The organism is Pseudactinotalea suaedae (assembly GCF_009733815.1).
Lineage (GTDB): Bacteria > Actinomycetota > Actinomycetes > Actinomycetales > Beutenbergiaceae > Pseudactinotalea > Pseudactinotalea suaedae.
In genome coordinates this window covers 158,802-175,939 of sequence record NZ_WNXY01000012.1, presented here as the reverse complement: position 1 = coordinate 175,939, position 17,138 = coordinate 158,802, and the positions used below count along the sequence as shown (strand labels likewise).

Below are 17,138 nucleotides of genomic sequence, written 5' to 3'. Positions count from 1 at the left end.
CCGCGCCTGGGAGTCAGAAGCCAAACGAGCCGCCGCGATCGGCACCTGGAACATCCACTACAACTACCATCGAGCCCACACCGCCGCCGGCGACCAACCCCCAGCCTCACGACTACGCACCGGCGTCGCCAACGTCATGAGCCAGAACACCTAGGGCCGAGGAGCCCCCCGCCGGAAACAAGCGACTTGATCGATCGCCCGCCGCCAGCAGCGTCGACCAGCTGGCGGCCTTCGCGAACTACGACTGACGCTGACGTGCCTCGAGAATCGGATGTTCCTCGGTCCGCGCCGGGCGACCGTAAGGTGCTCGGCGCCACGTGAGGCGGATCATGGCACTCGCCGTTCTCAAGCGTCTCGGCGACAAGGACTACGAGAGGCCACGCCCGGACGCGATGACCGACGATGGCTGGGTCCCCGCTGGTCCCGGGCGCACGAAGAACTCGCCCCGCCGATACGAGGCACCGTCGTAGCGGGCGGCCGAGAGTGCGACGCCCACTGTCCGACACAGCCTGATGGCGATCGCCGTGCTGACTCTGTCGGCAGCAGGCGGGATCCCCGGCAGCTATCGTCAGCCGATGGGCCGCAACTACAGTCAGCCAACTATTAAGACCCTGTTCGCTGAGGCGTCGAGATGCGCATACCCCGGCTGCCCTACGCCGCTGGTGTTCCATGACCGGGGTGCCGCGACTGCGATCGCTGACATCGCCCATATCCGCTCGGAGAGCCCCAACGGTCCACGACACGACCCGTCATTCCATGGCGACCTGAATTCCCACGAGAACCTGCTGCTCCTGTGTGGCCAGCACCACCGGCCCATCGACCGCCATGAGTCCCTCTACACGGTGGACGAACTGCTCGAGTGGAAGGCTACGCAAGTGGCTGTGGCCGGAGCCGGCACACAGATCTCGGACGCCGATGCACGCTCATACAGCCGGCTGACTGACTCGGAGCGCGACTCACTCGCACAGGTGGCCCGACTCGCGGAGCGACTCAAGATTGTTGCGGAAACCGCTGCCGAACGTTTCGCCAGCATCCGCTCCGGCTACGAACAGGAGCGTGCGCAAATGGTTTCCCGCATGGGTCCGGTCTACGAGATCGACAACGACGATGCGCGCAGCTCGACACCGATTCCTGCAAGTCAGTACCGGATGCCCGCGATAGAAGAGGAGCGCTGGCGCACTCGACTGTCTGAGGAAGCAGGGCAGCGCGCGAGCGAAGCTGAAACAGTCATAGGTGAACTCCGCGAATCGCTCGCGGTGCTCCGCATGCAGTCCCCGGGGTTGACGGAGCATATCGACGCCGTAGCTGCCGCTGCCACGGCATGCGCGAGCGCGGTGGCCGATGCGTCATCGGAGCGAGTCTCGCGCGATCTGGATGCGACGGTCAGGAGCCTGTGGGAGGTTGCTAACGGCGAACGCGATCGTGCAACCGGCTAGGCAGCCGGTCCGTGAACCTGCTGCGCCGAAGCGCGCGGGAATGGACCGGACACGGGGCAGTTCATGCCGGTGCCTCCGCGGCAGGTGCTCCTCGCGCAAGACTCGTTGCCGCGACGGTCCGCTCGGGTACCTACCGCACCGCGCGGCTCAGCAGCATGCGCAAATATGCCCCGCTCAGTTCCCCGACCCGACTCGATCTCGCGTAGGTCATTGCCCGTTCCGCATCGCTAAGAGGCCGTGCCGACCGCGCGACCGAGCGCCCGAGAGATCCGCTTCGCGCTGATTTGCCTACAACCTCGAGAGCCACACACCTCTTGCACTAGCGTGGCAGAATCGTCCGTACGAAACGGCGGGGAGCACGCGACAATGGCAAGCAGACGACGCCGAACTGTGCAGTCGAGACGTTCACCGCGGTCCAGATCGGAGCGTCCTCCTGAAGAGATCCGCGAGGCGGCACGGGCACGCCTCGCGGCTGCACCTAGGTGTCCCCGGTGCTCGTCGTCGATCCCACCGAATGCGAACGGCCGCGGCCGTCCGCGTGTCTGGTGCTCGCAGAGTTGTCGGCGCGCAGCCTACGAGGAGCGGCGGGCTGCTGCAGCGGGGGCGATTGCGAAGGAGATCGTGGTCAAGTGCATCGAGCCATCGTGGGAGGAGATGATCGAGCGCGTGGCGGGGTCGCCAAAGGCATGCTGGAAGATCCTGCGCGTACTCCGCCAGCGGCTGGCGGTGGGTGAGCTGATGCAGAGTCCCTGGAACGAGGTTTCGGACGAGCTGTGGCAGCTGTCGGAGACCTGGTCTCGGCGGCGGTAGCAAACACGAGGAGCGGTCTTGGGCTGGTGTGCTGATGAGTTTCCTGGCCTCAAACTCGGCCGTGCCGGGAGTCGATGCGGTCGGCCGCCGGGTAGCCCTCAGACAGGATGGTCTAGCGAGGCGTCAGAGGAGACCCGGTGTCCGAGATCCTGGGCATCCTCCGCGCTCGCGCGAGAGCCTCAACGAGAAGGAGCAAGAGCCTCGGCTCGTCTCACGGGACGCTCGCGCTTCAGCAGGCGCACGCCGCGCTACTTGCTGCGCTGGGGATCACGTTATGACTCCCAGGAGACTTGCGAAGCGCCAGCTGATCCGCCCGCACGGTGCTCTCCATCTCCGCAGCAGCAGCAGGTCACGCCGCACCACACGCGGCGCTGATGAGCGGCTCGTGATGGTCGCAGACGTGCGCCGCTGCCATGAGCCTCCTCGTGTAGCAAGATTGCTTGCGCAGTTCACATCCCTTATCCGTGGTTCTGGGCCAGCGTAGTCAGCTCTGCGCCGCACGATCGCGGTTGACCTAGCCGTGTTCCGGCGTAGGTGTGGCACCCGCTGGTCCGTCGCATACGGAGCGCCCTGGCAGCTCCTCGAAGTGGCTCGTTTGGCTGCGTCGGAGGGGTGGAGTCACAGTAGGGCGGTTGCTATCATTGGGGAGCGGACCCGCCCCACATACGTGGACCAGCGGGTCTAGCTTCTTATAGGTGGTCGGCGGGGTTAGAGGCGCAACGGGGCGCCATTGATGTCCGACTGCCGCAGGTAGTCGTCATACCAGGTCCAAGCGAACGGCTTGCCGGGATGGCGGTTCAATGCTTGATAAGTCGTCCAGGCAACCAGGTCGGCCATCTGGACCCATTGCGAGACGTGTGACAGCTGAAACAGCGGGTCTTCCAGGATGCGTCGGGTCGCCAGCGGCAGGTCGCGATGTCGCTGAAAGTAGGACTGGTCGGAGCCATCGCCGTCCATGAAAATCACCCCGTACTCGTCGGCGGCAGTTAGCCTTCCGTTGAGGTGGTCAGTAAGTTCGCCATAGACGGTGCCCCTCTCGTCGTAGTAGTCCCTTCCACGGGAAGAAGTGTGGCGGCAGACGGTACCGAGCGCGATCTGGTCGTTCTGTCCGATCGCTCCGAGGGCGTCTTGGACGAGACTGCGTCGCAGCGCCTTGGAGTTATTCAGGTTGCCGGCGATTGCGGGGGCGTCGCGGCCACCAATCAACCTGGTGGCGTGCAGCTCGGTGGAGGGCGGCACGGAGTAGTTCGCGTAGAGGCGCTTGCGCAGATCAAGCCATTGGCGAAGCCCAGCCTGCCAGCAACCGGGTGTGACCTCGATCCAGGAATAGACGATGTAGCCGTCATTGGGTGAGCCGGAGTCGTCGACGTAGAAGAGGCGAAAGCCGTCACTGGCCGGGTGCGCCGCGCTCATCGAGACCCCTTCTTGCGGGCACGCGCCCGACGACCCGTTGCCTTTAAGCGGGTGGGCGGAGCGAGTACTGCCGTCAGCTCGTAGAAGTTCACACGCGTGACCCCACTCGGGGACAGCGGCGACTTCTTGAGTCGCGACGACACTGTCAGCAATCCGAGCTCGCACAGCGTGCGCAAGCCACGCTCGGCGGTATCAGGTGAGAATCCGTACCACTCCTGCATCCTCTCAGTGGGCAGAGAGAACTCGGGCTTCTCGTGCAGGCACACGAGCAGCATGGCGGTGGCCGGAAGGTCGAGCTTGGCGTACCAGCCTTCGCTCCAGAACTCGTTGCGCAGCTTGATGAAACGGTCCGACTTCCCATCAGGACGGCTGTACTCCAAGCCGCTGCCGTCAGGTCGCAGTAACGTGACCGTCACTTCGCGGGCGCGGCCCTTGCGAGCGCGGCGGATCATGGCGCGCTGTTCGAGTCGGGTGAGGATACGCGTCGCAGCTGACGCAGCCGAGCGCGAATCGGCTGTGACGGTGGTGTCAAATACACGCGACCACACCGACAGCGGCAAGGTGGTGGACCAGCCGTTGTCGCCGGCACCGTTGCTGATTATGGCGTGCAGGAACAGTAGGGCGCGTAGGCCGCGCAGGTCGCCGTTGCGCACGAAGGTTGCGAGCGGGCCGCTCCGGTCCTTGGTGCCGTCGGCGAAGGCCTTACTCTGGGGTACCTGGACGAACGCGTTGGCGATCGGCGCAAAACCTCGCTTCGACCGCTCCAGCAGGTACGCGCGCGTATCGCTCTCATTGGCAGGGGACTCGTCGTCGGCGACGGCATCACCCGAGCCCGAGGTAGTCGGCATTTTCATGCCCTAAGAGTGCAGTGGCCTGGCCTGGCTGACAACTAGTGTCGGCCCCGGTACCGCGACGCTCTGGCGGGTACCTGTTAGAACCATGCAAACTCCATATGCCATCACCTGTGCAAGGCCAGTGTAGATATCCATGCCCAACCGACCCAGGAGCGCTCGGCCGCCGCTACCTCAGAGCCCGATCGTCGTGGTGCCGGCGCCGGGCTGCGGGCAATCCACCGACCTCAGACCCGGTGCCCAGATCCAGCACACCCAGGCGGCACTGGTGGGGCTATGTTCCAGGCTCTCTTAGGTCGATTCATCCTCTATCGCTTGCTCATCGCCAGGACCGGCGCGGCCGTCTTCGTCGTCAATGAGGCCGTAGGGCGGACTGCCGGGGTTGGCCGAGTATTCGACGACTACGCAACCGGCTGCGCGCGTCGGCGGCTCGTTGTCGACCATGATGATCTGGGCTTCAGGATGCTCCCCCAGCCACGTACTGAGATGGCCGTAGATGCGGTCGACGATGGTGGTGGACTGCGCAGCGATCGCGTCGTCGTCGCCTCCGGCGTCTCCGGCGTCTCCGGCGTCTCCGCCAGCGTTACGGACGATGTCCCGGGGTCGGGAGCCTCGTCGCAGGTTCTTCTGGGGACTGTCGATGAGGAGGAAGCCGGGGTGACCGTGGCCCTCCTCAAGGGCCGTCTCAAATACGGTGAGCTGCCAGGCGAGGGCGACGAGCGTCATCGCACCCGAGGAGCCGACCCGGTGGTACAACTTCCCGCGGACCACGGGCACGAGGTCCTTGCGTAGGTATGCGTTGTCGAGCTTCGGGTAGCCGAGTGCAGCGAGGGTGGCGGAGAACCGGCGGCTGAGCCTGTCGACCATTGCGTCTCGGGGCAGACGGGTTCGCTCAAGTTCCCGCTGCCTGGCCAGAGCGCGTTGGAGGGCCGCGCGGGCCTGGTTCAGCGTGTTCTCTCGTTGGGCAAGTTGCTGCAGCATGCGGCGCTTACGCGCAAGTTCGTCCAAACGGGCGCTACTGGCCGCGACACGGCCGGAAATGGCGTCACGCTCGGAAATGAACGGTGCGATCGTTTGTGAGGTCGCGTCATCCAGTGCCCGCTGCGCCCTCACAACTCGCCGCTGCTCACCGTTAAGTTCTTCTTCGAGCTGCCGCACTTCGGTGGCGACTTCCCCAATGAAGCCCTTGAGTTGCTCCAGCCGGCGTCGAGTGCTTCTCTGCTCCCGTGCCACCGAAAACTCGGACGGCGCTTCCTTGCCTGCGGCATCAGAGTCTGCGTCGAGCACTGCTGGAACATCACCGCTGGCGTCGTCGTCGGCGTCGAGTGCGGCAGCGGCCGTGAGGTCGCTGTGGCAGAGCGAGCAATGACCGTTCACGACGTTGGGCGGGTCGTCGAGGGTTGAGAAGCACGCTGGGCAGGTGACGACCGCAAGCGACCCGAACAACTGTTGGGACTCTTCGAGCATTTCGAGTTTGCGGAGGTCATCGGCGTACTGCGAGCGAAGCGGGTCGAGTCGTCTCAGGAGCGTCTGGCGGTCGCGGAGTTCAGCCTCAGTTCGGCGCGTAGCCTCTGTCGCCCTACCGAACTCGTCTCTGAGCTGGGTGGCGAAGGAGGTGCTGGCAGTGAGTCGTGCGCTGGCGTTGGTGAGCTCGGCGCGTGCCTCTGCGAGACTTACGCGCTCGCTGTCCGATTCGACGTCGATCGATTCGAGGTCGCCGAGGCCGGCGTCGTCAAGAAAACTGTGTAGGGCTCTGATGCCCGCTTCGCCGGTCCGGATGTCGGAGCGGAGGCTCTCGATCTGTTCGGCAACCTCGGAAGACTCCTCGTCACCCACACCAAACATGTAGTCGACGACCTGTCGGATCTTCAGGAGCCGGTGCGGCTGCTTTTCGAGTACGAGATCGGCGTTGTCCATGCGGCGGTTCGTCAGAAACCACAGAGGCATGACATCGCGGAAACTCAAGATGCTTGTCGACGACTCCTCCTGCGTCGGCGCGGACTTCACTCTGAGTCCGCCTAGACCGCAGACACCGAGAAGGAACTGCGAGAGCGAGTCGGGATCGGCCGGGTCGAGAGTCAGCCTCCTCCGCGGAAGGTCCGGGATGGCGTCGAGGTCTCCGTGAAAAAGCCAGGCGACCTTGGAGACCGATCCGATAGGTCGCTCGATGATATAGCGGACGGCTTGATAAGTCGTTTGCGCGACTTGCTGCTCGTCGTCCGCACCTGGACCTCCGACTGCTTCTCGGACCTCGATGCTGAGTTGGGCCGCGCGGACGTTCGCGATGATTTCATCGTGGTCCGGGTAGTCCTTGGCTCCGAGGCAATAATCGATGAGTTCAAGGATGGAGGTCTTGCCGGTGCTGATCTCGCCTGCGATGACAGCGAGCTGCCGGGCTACGTGAGCGTCGTCGGTGAAGTCGACGGTGTAGTTGCGCCGCGGGCCGATGAGGCGCATGCCGCGGATACGGATCGGAGGCACCGCAGCGGTCAGAGCTGGGGTGGGCTCGCCGTCGGGGCTCGCTCTGCTCGTGCTCAGAGACTTGGTGCCCGTGACAATGACATCTGAAACGTTGGACTTGACAGGTTCATCCATCGTCTGGCTCCAGCACGAGCGGCATGGCGGTGGCTGATGGTCGGCGGCTCGCCACTGCGTCAGCTGAGCCGTCCGCGTCGACCAGGTCGAAGAGCACTGGGTCGGCTCGCAGCCAGCCGGTGAGATGTTCTTGGAGGGCCTTATCGCTGAGCTTCGACACGCGTGGGGCAACTCTACGAACGCTTTCCCGGTACCCGTCGGCGTAGACCGAGGTGAGCCTGCCGGCGGTCTCGATACCAAACGGAGTGGCTCTGATGACCCGCTTCTGGTCCGCGATGACCACCTGCGCCAAGCCGAACGAGACTAGGTAGGCGACGTCGTTGGCGATTCGCTCACGCCGCGTGGCGAATCGCTGCCCGGGGGCCGCGTAGGTCAGGGAATGCTCCCCAAAGCCTGCGAGACGGAGTGCTGTCCGCTCCTTCCGGTCTTCTCCGACTATGAGGAACGGGTTCGCTGCCAAGAACTCGGTCACCGACAGTCGCTCGAGATCGAGATTAGTCGATTCTGTCTCGGCGAGCATCAGTAGCAGTTGCGCAACCCGGAACGTCGTGACGTCGTCGGGTCGCAGTCGTGTTTTCTGGTCCTCAGGCACTGCCGCCGCCGTCCGTCACTGGTTGCTCGATCGCGGCTGGAGTCCTAGGGCCGTCGGAAGCCTGCGCCGACCCCAAGCTGTCAGTGGGCTCCTCTTCGGCAAGGTCCGCGGGCGCGCCGCGGACAGATTGCCGCGTCGGCGGAGTGGCGTCGTGTGCTGCCGCGACATCGCGCCAGTTTCGCACCCAGCCAGCTCGTTCACTGTCTACCCGCTGGTGCATCAATCCCATCCCGTGGATGACGGATGCTCGGAGCTTGACGGCCTCGTCAGTGTGCCGTTGTTCGATGACATCCATGACGTTCTGAAACAAGCCGGGCAGCTGGTCGTCCTGACTGCTGTGGCAGGCCGTGTTGAAGGCGGTCGACCATGTCGAGTCGACTCGCATGCGCCAGCGCCTCAGCTTGTCGAGCTCGGCGGGCACGCCCTTATCCTCCAGCTCCTGTGTGAGGATCTCGGCGTTGAAGAACGCCTCGCGTGCTGACCTGGTCTCGGGCAGGCGCGCTGCCTCCATCTGTCGGACGAACAGGGCGTCGTCGAATTGAGCATCGTCGTCGAGCTCGTGCAGGGGCCTCTCCTTTGAGTCGTCGGCGCTCGTGCTGGGCACGACGATGACCGGGTTGAAGTAGTAATTGCGGATGGGCTCAGCGCCTGGCGCTGTGAGCCGCCGACGGATCTCGCCCTCGTCCATGAGGTCGAAGAGGACACCGTCCTTCGTGCGGTTCCTTTGCCAATTCGCCCACCATTTCGACTCCGGACCGTCCAAGGTCCGCGGGATACACAGAGTCCAGGAGTCCAAGAGGTATCCCTCGCGTGTTGCCGCGGCGCGAGCCGCGTTGTAGGAGCGGGTGATGTCGTCCTTCTGGGTCTTGTCGAAGTCGTCGATGAAATACTTGGCCTGCCAGACCATCGCCGTCCCACCCTCGTTCAACTGTCCGACGAACGCGTCGATGCCCCAGTCCCCGGGGTTCGCGCGGACCGCCCTGACGTCTGGGTGCTTGAGCGCAACGATGTCCTCAACTAGGCGCTCGAACTCAGTCCGGGCGGTCTCGAGTCCGAGTCGGGTGCGGAGGCTTGCCAGGTCGATGCTGCCGTTGCCGACAAGCTGCAGCGTGGTGCTGCTGCTCGCTCGTGTTGGCATATGAGGCTCGCATTCGTAAGGGCTCTGGACTGGCCGGACGCTGCGCTGGTGCGCTGACAGTGCATCAGAACACCGTGTGAAGGCAAGGACCGCAGACCGCTCAGGTCGTCGTGTCTCCGGCACTGACACAAGCACGCCGCTCATCTGCCTGCCGATAGCCAGTTGGTTAGTCGGCGTGTGCGGCTGCCGGGGGGTGCTGCAGAGCGACCTTCCCATGGTATCGATGTTGACATTGCACAGGCTGTCCAGTTGTCACAGTGATGTCACAGGGCTCCGCGTCCTGGTATGTCCGCTGGTCAGGCTCTGACTAGTTCGATTCCCGCCACCTCCACAAACGACATAGGCCGCCGCGCGTCAGCGCGAGCGGCCTTGTGTCGTTTCGGTGAGGTATATCGGAGGACGGCTCGCGCCACCTCCACGACCGGCCGATCGGCCCGACCGCATGATCGTGGTCACCCGGCCGCCGTCCAGCGCGCGGTGACGACTCGGCGGACGCGACGAACGGCGCAGAGCTGTCCGGCCGCGGCAACCCGTGCGGCTGCTGTGGCATCCAGGTCGACGGCGCTCTCGACGGAGATCGGCGCGACGTGGAGCGTCAGCTCGGCATCAGGGTCGATCCTGGTGATGTCGACGCACCAGCTCAGGCCGTCCCAGAACTTGTCGGCGATCAGCTCGTCGTCGGCACGCAGCTGAGCGACGTCACCCTCCCACTCGATCTCGAGCTCGACCCGGTCGCCTGCCATCAACTCCTCGGCGTCGCCCGGAAGGTCGAGGCGGAACAGCGCCGCCACTTCCGCGATCTGGGCGTCGTCGGGTGCCGAGGAGCGGCCCATGAAGGACCCATAACGGGTGCGCGGCGGGCTTCCTTCGCGCCTCTGCTCGACGGCGACAGCTGTGATCCCGGGCGACGATGCGGTCTGGAGCGCGACGGGCTCGAACGTCAGGCCGGTCCACCGTTCCAGCGACGGCGCGCTCGCGGAACGTGCGACGAGATCCTCGCCCTCGCGCCAGAGCGGGGCGTCGGAGCTGAGCAGGTCGCCGTCGACGAACCACAGACGCTCGATCGCGTCCTCGTCCATCACGAGGACACGGAGTGCGCCGTCGACCTCGAGCAGGCTGCCCGGCACGAGATCGATCGGGACGTCGAGGTCGACCGCCGTGCCGTCGACGACCCCCGTCGCGCCCGCCGCGAGCGCGATGCGGGGGATGATCCCGTCGTGGGCACGCAGCACGAGGGTGGGTAGGTCGCCGGCGGCCACCGCGACGAGCGAAGCGGTCGCCCACTCGATGCGGACGTCCGCCACCTCCAGACGCACCGGCCAGCGGGCGATGACACCCGTCGGGACATCGATCGGCCGGTCGGGCACGATGATCTCGCCGTCGTCGAGCGCGAGACGGAACTGCACGTCGGGGACCGGGTGCAGCGGCTCGTGCGGCTGGTGCGTGTTGACGAACACCACACCGCTACGGCCATCGCCGCGCACCGCCCAGCGCAGGGTGTCGAGGTCGTGCACCGCGACAGGCGCATCCGCGGGCAGGGTGCTGAAGGTGTCGGCCAGCCAGGGCCCGAAGCTCGCGAGGAACGCGTTGTGCTCGCGAAGGGGCGCCAGGCTCGGGCCGGGTCGGCCGGTCGCTCCGAAGGCCGCCTGGAAGCCGTAGTCGAACCGCGGCAGGTCGTTCGGATATCCCGTCGCGTGCGACTCCTGCGCGTGGTCGCGCGGGTTGATCCCGCCCGCGTACATGTAGAAGCCCTGCCAGGCGGACCCGTTGCCGATCTTGACGTTCGCGATCGCGGCGATGTCCGCGCCGCGCGCGATCGGACGGCGGTGGTAGGCCGTGGCCATGCCGCCCCCGAGCTCACAGGTCGAGGGCGGGAACTCGGGGTCGACCTCACGCACGACGACCTCGAGCCCGTCCTCGCGGAAGTCGCCCCCGACGCCCGGATCGTCCCACTGGTGGGAGAAGCGGAAGTGGTCCCGAAAGCTGTCGTCCCAGCGCGAGCCCTGACCGGCCCAGAAGCCGTCGGCGTAGCCGCTGTAGAGCGGGAACACCTCGTGCGGCGGCAGCAGTGCGCCGCCCCAGCCGGTTGCCGTCCAGAGCGGCGCCGACATGCCGGCCGCGCGGGCGAGGCGCTTCAGCGTCGCGATGTGGTCGGGCTGGTCGTAGAGCTCGTTCTCCAGCTGGATGCCGACGATGCGCCCGGTCGGCCCGCAGAACCGGGCAACCTGCTCGGCGATGCGTGCGTACCAGCCCGCGACCGACGAGAGATAGCCGGCATCGTCGGTGCGCGCCCGGTCGCCGTGCTCGGCGACGACCCAGTCGGGGTGTCCGCCGTTGCGCACCTCGCCGTGGCACCACGGGCCGATGCGAAGGATGACGTCGATACCCACGCGGTCAGCGACGTCGAGGAATGCGGCCACGTCCAGGTCGCCCTCGAAGCTCACCTCACCCTTCACCGGCTCGTGATGGCCCCAGAAGACGTACGTGGAGACCGAGGTGAGGCCGGAGGAGACGAGCAGGCGCAGGGTTTCCTCCCAGCGATCGCGCGGCACGCGACTGAAGTGCACCTCACCGGTCACCGGCACGGTCGGAGTGCCGTCCACCTCAATCCAGCGACTCGTGATCCTGAGCCGCTCATGCCAATCCTCGAGATTGGTCATCCTCGGCTCGATCACCGGTGGCCGGTGGTCGTGCGGGCGAAGAAGGAACGGGACTGGTGCAGCGGGTGACGACATGTCTCTCCGGGTCGGTGCGAGGCGACGCGCGACTGCGTGCCGACGGCGCCCGACGCTCGCCGAGCCCACCTTCGCCACAGTAGAGCCGAGCGCCAGCACTCCTCAGAACGATCCTGCGGCGTGACATGGACGAAACGACGACCGTTGCACCGATGCCGGTTCGTGGTGCGCGGACGACGGCGGCGGGGATGAGGGGGAGGCCAGGATCAGCCCGGCGTCACGACTCACCACGGGCGTAGCTGCTCAACGGCTGGCCCGGGCGCAGGACCTCGTGGACGATGGCGGTGATCGCGAACTCGCTCGCTTCGCCGAGGTCGACGGCGGTGGGCTCGAGCAGCCACTGCAGCTGCAGGCCGTCCATGACGGCGAGGATCGAGGCCGACGCCTTGTCGATGGCCTCGCGATCGGTCACGCCCTCCTGGGCGCACAGCACCTCGAAGGCGTCGCGCACATCGGCGCGCAGCACCTGATAACGCTCGAGGAAGTAGCTGTGGGCGGCGTGGCCGTTGGTGACCGACTCCGAGGAGAGCACGGTGAAGACCTGGACGATGCCGGGCCGCCGGGCGTTGGCGAACGCGGTGCGGACCAGGTGCAGGAACAGCTCGGGGCCACCGGGGATGTGCTGGTCGGTGAGCTCCTCGACGTCGGTCTTGTCGCGATAGCTCAGCACCTCGAGCAGGAGCTTCTGCTTCGAACCGAAGTGGTGCAGCACGCCCGCGTGGGTCATGCCCACCTGCTCGGCGATGTCGGCCAGTGTGCCGTTCGTCGAGCCCTTAGACCCGAAGGTCTCGATCGCGGCCTTCAGGATTTCCTCCCGCTTCCGCGCCGTGGTGGGCCGTGCTCGTTGCGCGCTCGCGGTCGTCGGTGTCACGAGAAGTCCTCTCCTGGTTGCGCACCCGATGTGCCGCCGCTACCCTCCCATCTAGCGCACTTACTGACAAGTAAGTTAGCCAGGTCCGCAGGCGGTGCAGCCTGCTGGTCATGGCGTGCGGAGCGAAGTGCTCCCCGCCGACAGAGGACGACTCGAGGAGAAGCAATGAAGCTCAGAAGGTCCTTGATCGCCGTAGGTGCGATCGCCGCTCTCAGCGCCGCCGTGGTGGCGGGCTGCGCACCGAGCGAGGGTGGTGGCGACGGAGACGGCGACACCAGCTCACCCGGTGTCGCTCTCACGATCGCGAAGCCCGACGGCGCGATCACGACCGAGTCGCACAACCCCTATCTGGGCGACTCCTCGGCCTCGAAGTACGGCTACGCCAAGGTCATCTTCGAGCCGCTCGCGCTCGTGAACCCGACGGGCGACCTGGGGACCACTCCGTGGCTCGCCGAGTCCGTCGAGTGGAACGAGGACTACACCGAGCTCACCGTGGTGCCGCGCAGCGGCGTCCAGTGGAGCGATGGCACCGAGTTCACCGGTGACGACATCGTGTTCACGTTCGACCAGTTCCTGAACGGCACGCTGACCGACACCTCGGGCCTGAACTACGAGGGGGCGTCGGTCGACGGCGACGAGATCACCCTGTCGTTCGCCGACTCCAAGTACACCGCCCAGTCGCGCGTGCTGCACACGCCGATCGTTCCCCAGCACATCTGGGAGAACATCGAGGACCCGAACACCGACCCGCTGACGGGTGAAGGTATGGCTGTCGGCACCGGTCCGTACGTGCTCGACGTCTGGTCGACCGAGTCAGTGACGCTGACCGCGAACGAGTCGTACTGGGGCGGGGAGCTGGCGGTCCCGCAGCTGAACTACATCTCCTACGGCGACAACGCCGCGCTCACCACGGCCCTGGTCTCGGGCGAGGCCGACTGGGCGCAGGCCTTCATCCCTCAGATCGAGTCGAGCTATCTGGCCGCCGACGAGAACAACCACTTCCTGGTCTCCTCGACCGCGGGTGCCGGCACGGTGTTCTTCAACCTGCAGACCAAGCCCTTCAACGACCTGGCGATGCGGCAGGCGCTCGCCTGGGTGATCGACCGTCAGGCCTACGTCGACATCGCACGTGAAGGGGCGAGCGAGCCCATCTGGAGCGTCACGGGCCTCGGCACTCTGCTCGAGGGCGAGATCTTGCCGCAGTACGCGGACCAGAGCTACGCCGTCGACGTCGACAAGGCACGCCAGATCCTGACCGATGCCGGCTACACCTGGGAGAACGAGTCTTTGATCGACCCCGACGGCGAGGCGGTCTCGTTCTCGATCTCGGTGCCTGCCGGATGGAGCGACTGGAACACCGAGCAGGCACTCATCGCCGAGGAGCTGAAGGAGGCCCTGGGCATCGAGGTCAGGGTCGACCAGCCCGACTGGGGCGGCTGGGACATGGCCCGCCAGGAGGGCGACTTCCAGGCGATCATCCACTGGCTCGAGGACACCGGCAACGCCTACGGCCTCTACACCTCGACCATGGACCCGAAGTGGATCGTCGACGACCGGGCGCAGTTCAACTTCGGCCGCTTCGAGGACCCGGCCGTGACCGAGGCCCTGAACGGCTACGCGAACGCGGCATCGGACGAGGACCGGCAGCAGGCCCTCGAGGTGCTTCAGACCGCGTTCGTCGAGAACGTCCCCGCGATCCCGCTGGGTGCGCACCCGTTGCTGGGCGAGTACAACACCCGCAACTACGTCGGGTTCCCCACGGAGGAGGACCAGTACGCCTCCGCCGACCCGACGCAGCCGGCGATCGTGCAGATCCTGACCAATCTGGAGCCCGCCAGCTGATCGCACGAGGAGGTGGGTGCGCCACGTGCGCATCCACCTCCTCGTCATGAACGACGAAAGCGAGCTCCGACGTGAGCGAACCGTTGCTGTCCATCCACGACTTCTCGGTCACCTACGACGTCGACCCCCCGGTGCACGCCGTCAAGGGCGTCACCCTCGAGCTCGCCCGCGGTGAGATCCTCGGGCTCGCCGGCGAGAGCGGCTGCGGCAAGACCACGCTCGCCTACGGCGTGCAGCGGCTGCTGAAGGCGCCCGCGGTCATCACCAACGGGTCGGTGATGTTCCACGACGCCTCCGGCGAGGACGTCGACATCAATGCCCTCGGAGCCGAGGAGATGCGCCGCTTCAGGTGGGACAAGATCTCGATGGTCTTCCAGGGCGCGATGAACTCCCTCAACCCGGTGGCGCAGATCGGGTCGCAGCTCGAGGACGTGTTCGAGGTGCACCGGCCCGAGATGACCCCCAGGCAGCGACGCTCCGAGGTCGCCGATCTCCTGGAGCTCGTCCGGGTGGGGGCGCAGCGTGCCCGATCGTTCCCGCACGAGCTCTCGGGTGGGATGAGGCAACGCGTGATGATCGCGATGGCGCTGGCGCTGCGCCCTCAGCTGATGGTGATGGACGAGCCGACCACGGCGCTAGACGTCCTGGTGCAGCGCGAGATCATCCGGCAGATCTCCCAGCTGCGTCACGAGTTCGGCTTCTCGGTCATCTTCATCACCCACGACCTGCCGCTGCTGCTCGAGATCACCGACCGCATCGCGATCATGCGCGAGGGCGAGATCGTCGAGGTCGGCAGGGCCGAGCAGATCTGGACGGACCCGCAGGACGCGTACACCAGGACGTTGCTGTCCTCGTTCCCGAGGCTGACCGGAGAACGGGGGGTGGTGGTGCGATGACACGCCTCGAGGTCAGAGGAGTCACCAAGGTGTACAACGTCCGAGGGTCGGGCCAGATGAAGGCGCTCGACGACGTGAGCTTCACGCTCCGGTCGGGGCGCACCATCGGGCTCGTCGGCCAGTCCGGCAGCGGGAAGTCGACGATCGCCAAGATCCTCATCCAGCTGGAGACGCCGACCAGCGGCGAGGTGCTGCTCGACGGCGCACCGATCCCACGTCGCGGGAAGGCGCTGCGGTCCTACCGGCAGCAGCTGCGCATGGTTTTCCAGGACCCGTTCGCCTCGTTGAACCCCTACCACTCGATCCGCTACCACATCGAACGTCCGCTGCGGCTGGGCGGTCTCGCGGCGAACGATCAGGTCGACGGCGAGGTCAGACGGCTGCTCGAGCGCGTCCGCCTGGTCCCGGACGCGGTGATCGACCGACGACCGCACGAGCTGTCCGGTGGTCAGCGGCAGCGCGTGGCGATCGCCCGTGCGCTGGCGTCCCGCCCGACGCTGCTCGTGGCCGACGAGCCGGTGTCGATGCTCGATGTCTCCATCCGGCTCGGGGTGCTGAACCTGCTCGCTGACCTGCAGCGCGAGGAAGGCCTCGGAGTCCTGTACATCACCCACGACCTCGCCACCGCGCGCCACTTCAGCGACGAGATCATCGTCCTCAACCAGGGGCGCATCGTGGAGCAAGGGCCGGCCGACGACGTCATCCTCGACCCCCAGAACCCGTACACGCGCGAGCTGCGTGCGGCGTCTCCCGACCCGGAGCGGCACTTCGCCTCGGCCGCCGGCAACCTCGGAGGTGCGCAGTGACCGGCGTCCAACCCCAGCTCGCCGAGCTCGACACCGATGCGCTCGAGGTCGGTACCACCGCGACCAGCGCCGACGGCGGCCGCGCTCGAGTCCCGTGGCGGTACCTCGGGCGGCGGGCCGCGTTCTACCTCTTCACCTTGTGGGCCGCGATCACGATCAACTTCTTCCTTCGGCGCATGATGAAGGGCGACGCGGTCTCGCAGTACCTCTCGCGCAACCGCAACGTGAGCCCCGAGGCAGCCGATGCGCTGCGGACCCTGCTCGGCCTCGACAGCGACAAGAGCCTGCTCGAGCAGTACCTCGACTACTGGGTGCTGCTGGCGCAGGGGGACCTCGGGATCTCGCTGCTCCACGGGCTCCGCCCGGTGACCGAGGTCGTCAGCGGGGCGCTGCCGTGGACGATCGGGCTGGTGGGTGTCGCGACGATCTTCTCCTTCGCGATCGGAACCGTGGGCGGCGCCGTCGTCGGCTGGCGGCGCGGCAGCAGGGCCGACGCGCTCATCCCGATCACCACGTTCCTGAGCACCATCCCTTACTTCTGGCTCGGGTTGCTCGCGATCGCCGTGTTCTCGGTGAATCTCGGCTGGTTTCCGATCGGCAAGGCCTACGGGGTCGGGATGCGGCCGGGGTGGAACGCCGAGTTCATCGGTCAGGTCCTCCACCACGGTGCGCTCCCGATAGCCACGATCGTGGTCGCCTCGCTCGGCGGCTGGATGCTGGGCATGCGCAACATGATGCTGACGGTCCTGGACGAGGATTACATCACGGTGGCGCAGGCCAAGGGCATGCCGAACCAGCGGGTGCTCTGGGGGTACGCCGCGCGCAACGCCGTGCTGCCGCAGATCCAGAGCTTCGCGCTGTCGATCGGCTTCATCGTGGGCGGCTCGATCGTGATGGAGATGGTCTTCAGCTATCCGGGCATCGGCAAGCTCCTGCTCGATGCGACCAACGCGAAGGACTACGCGCTGATGCAAGGCGTGTTCCTGGTGATCACCATCTCGGTGCTCGTCGCGAACATCCTCGCCGACATCGTCTACGCGTTCCTCGATCCACGGACACGTCAGGCGGGGGTCTGAGAGATGAGCACCAAGACCAAGACGCAGGCAACCGGCGCTCGTACGGGCGCCGACCGCGGCACCGACGGCTCCCGTCC

General features: G+C 66.3%; 12 protein-coding genes and 1 pseudogene. 6 read left to right on the top strand and 7 right to left on the bottom strand.

The window, feature by feature from the left end; translation table 11 throughout:
• Together GPA04_RS19135 and GPA04_RS19130 are read left to right on the top strand one after the other, a co-directional pair.
• Positions 1-154 (top strand): annotated as a pseudogene (locus GPA04_RS19135) (IS481 family transposase); the annotation flags it as partial.
• A 358-nt stretch (positions 155-512) separates the two neighbouring features.
• Positions 513-1,436: an HNH endonuclease signature motif containing protein gene (locus tag GPA04_RS19130; protein WP_156225807.1), complete on the top strand. Its 924-nt coding sequence runs from the start codon at positions 513-515 to the stop codon at positions 1,434-1,436.
• 1,518 nt (positions 1,437-2,954) lie between these two features.
• On the opposite strand, the gene GPA04_RS19125 is transcribed toward GPA04_RS19130, so the two are convergent.
• The 7 genes from GPA04_RS19125 to GPA04_RS19095 all read right to left on the bottom strand — a co-directional run bounded on the left by GPA04_RS19125 (position 2,955) and on the right by GPA04_RS19095 (position 12,441).
• Positions 2,955-3,659, bottom strand: coding sequence for a DUF3800 domain-containing protein (locus GPA04_RS19125; RefSeq protein WP_156225806.1), 705 nt, complete (start codon positions 3,657-3,659; stop codon positions 2,955-2,957).
• Positions 3,656-4,513 carry a hypothetical protein gene (locus GPA04_RS19120; protein WP_156225805.1) on the bottom strand — a complete coding sequence of 286 codons (858 nt, stop codon included), beginning with the start codon at positions 4,511-4,513 and terminating at the stop codon, positions 3,656-3,658. Before GPA04_RS19120 ends, GPA04_RS19125 begins: the two co-directional genes overlap by 4 nt.
• A 288-nt stretch (positions 4,514-4,801) precedes the next feature.
• A complete protein-coding gene (locus GPA04_RS19115; protein ID WP_156225804.1) occupies positions 4,802-7,105 on the bottom strand; it encodes a hypothetical protein in 2,304 nt (767 codons plus the stop codon).
• Complete coding sequence (locus GPA04_RS19110; RefSeq protein ID WP_156225803.1) at positions 7,098-7,697, bottom strand: hypothetical protein; 600 nt, start codon at positions 7,695-7,697, stop codon at positions 7,098-7,100. Before GPA04_RS19110 ends, GPA04_RS19115 begins: the two co-directional genes overlap by 8 nt.
• Positions 7,690-8,835, bottom strand: a complete 1,146-nt coding sequence (locus tag GPA04_RS19105; RefSeq protein ID WP_156225802.1) for a hypothetical protein — start codon at positions 8,833-8,835, stop codon at positions 7,690-7,692. The genes GPA04_RS19110 and GPA04_RS19105 overlap by 8 nt, the downstream gene beginning before the upstream one ends.
• A gap of 452 nt (positions 8,836-9,287) precedes the next feature.
• On the bottom strand, positions 9,288-11,495 hold the full coding sequence (locus GPA04_RS19100) for a beta-galactosidase (protein ID WP_436277929.1): 2,208 nt from the start codon (positions 11,493-11,495) through the stop codon (positions 9,288-9,290).
• A gap of 292 nt (positions 11,496-11,787) precedes the next feature.
• Positions 11,788-12,441, bottom strand: a complete 654-nt coding sequence (locus GPA04_RS19095) for a TetR/AcrR family transcriptional regulator (protein WP_156225800.1) — start codon at positions 12,439-12,441, stop codon at positions 11,788-11,790.
• Positions 12,442-12,606: 165 nt separating this feature from the next.
• Between GPA04_RS19095 and GPA04_RS19090 the strand changes: the two genes are divergently transcribed.
• From GPA04_RS19090 to GPA04_RS19075, 4 genes are all read left to right on the top strand, one after another.
• On the top strand, positions 12,607-14,283 hold the full coding sequence (locus GPA04_RS19090) for an ABC transporter substrate-binding protein (protein ID WP_156225799.1): 1,677 nt from the start codon (positions 12,607-12,609) through the stop codon (positions 14,281-14,283).
• A gap of 71 nt (positions 14,284-14,354) precedes the next feature.
• Complete coding sequence (locus GPA04_RS19085) at positions 14,355-15,179, top strand: ABC transporter ATP-binding protein (protein WP_156225798.1); 825 nt, start codon at positions 14,355-14,357, stop codon at positions 15,177-15,179.
• The gene (locus tag GPA04_RS19080; protein WP_156225797.1) at positions 15,176-15,985 is read left to right on the top strand and encodes an ABC transporter ATP-binding protein; all 810 of its coding nucleotides are present in this window, start codon (positions 15,176-15,178) and stop codon (positions 15,983-15,985) included. The genes GPA04_RS19085 and GPA04_RS19080 overlap by 4 nt, the downstream gene beginning before the upstream one ends.
• Positions 15,982-17,061 (top strand): ABC transporter permease, encoded by a 1,080-nt coding sequence (locus GPA04_RS19075; protein ID WP_156225796.1) that lies wholly within the window; start codon positions 15,982-15,984, stop codon positions 17,059-17,061. The genes GPA04_RS19080 and GPA04_RS19075 overlap by 4 nt, the downstream gene beginning before the upstream one ends.
• Positions 17,062-17,138 lie beyond the last annotated feature (77 nt).